Consider the following 861-nt stretch of genomic DNA (forward strand, 5'->3'; position numbering starts at 1 on the left):
GGTTCTGGTGCAAAATTTTTAAAATATTTGAAAACGATCTTCCCAACTTGGTCATACTGGTACTACGACTTTAAAAAAGGTGCGTGATTAGTATGGAAAAAGAAAATATGTTTAAGTGGAAACATTATCAACCGGATATTATTTTGTTAACGATACGTTGGTACCTGCGGTACAATCTTAGCTTTCGCGATTTGGTGGAAATGATGGAGGAAAGGGGTTTATCCCTTTCTCATACAACGATTATGCGTTGGGTTCATCAGTATGGGCCAGAGTTAAATGAGCGTATTCGAAAACATTTGAAGCCAACAAATGATTCCTGGAGAGTGGATGAAACATATCTAAAAATCAAAGGAAAGAAAATGTATTTATATCGTGCGGTGGATTCCGAAGGAAACACAATTGATTTTTACTTAAGTCAGAGACGAAATGCAAAAGCTGCCAAACGTTTTCTAAAGAAAGCTTTGGCAGCTTGTCATGCGAAAAAACCTCGTACAATTACGGCCGATGGCGATAAAGCTTACCCAGTTGCGATATGGAAATTAAAAGAAGACAAGTACCTACCACACGATATTCCACTTCGTGTGAAAAAATATTTAAATAACATCATTGAACAGGACCATCGGTTTATCAAAAAACGCATCCGAAATATGCTTGGATTAAAATCATACCAAACAGCTAGAAAAATGATAGACGGAATAGAAGCTATGTATATGATCAAAAAAGGACAAACTTATCAAGGGGCGAGGTCTGTCCAAAAACAGAATATCTTTATTAATCAACTGTTTGGATTAACAGCATAAAAAAGATTCCGGTAGGAATCCTAGCTTTTTGTTTCATTTATCATTTATTTGCACCAGAACC

1 protein-coding gene is annotated in these 861 nt (G+C 36.1%); it reads left to right on the forward strand.

What is annotated here, in order from left to right; all coding sequences use genetic code 11:
• Nucleotides 1-92: 92 nt before the first annotated feature.
• Nucleotides 93-800, forward strand: a complete 708-nt coding sequence (locus F3I02_RS27165) for an IS6 family transposase (RefSeq protein WP_196478272.1) — start codon at nt 93-95, stop codon at nt 798-800.
• Nucleotides 801-861 lie beyond the last annotated feature (61 nt).

The organism is Bacillus sp. SRB3LM, from assembly GCF_015712745.1.
GTDB lineage: Bacteria > Bacillota > Bacilli > Bacillales > Bacillaceae_G > Bacillus_A > Bacillus_A thuringiensis_K.

What these genes read in the sequence shown, in the direction of transcription:
- F3I02_RS27165 (WP_196478272.1), top strand. Translation starts at nt 93, where the DNA reads ATGGAAAAAGAAAATATGTTTAAGTGGAAACATTATCAACCGGATATT.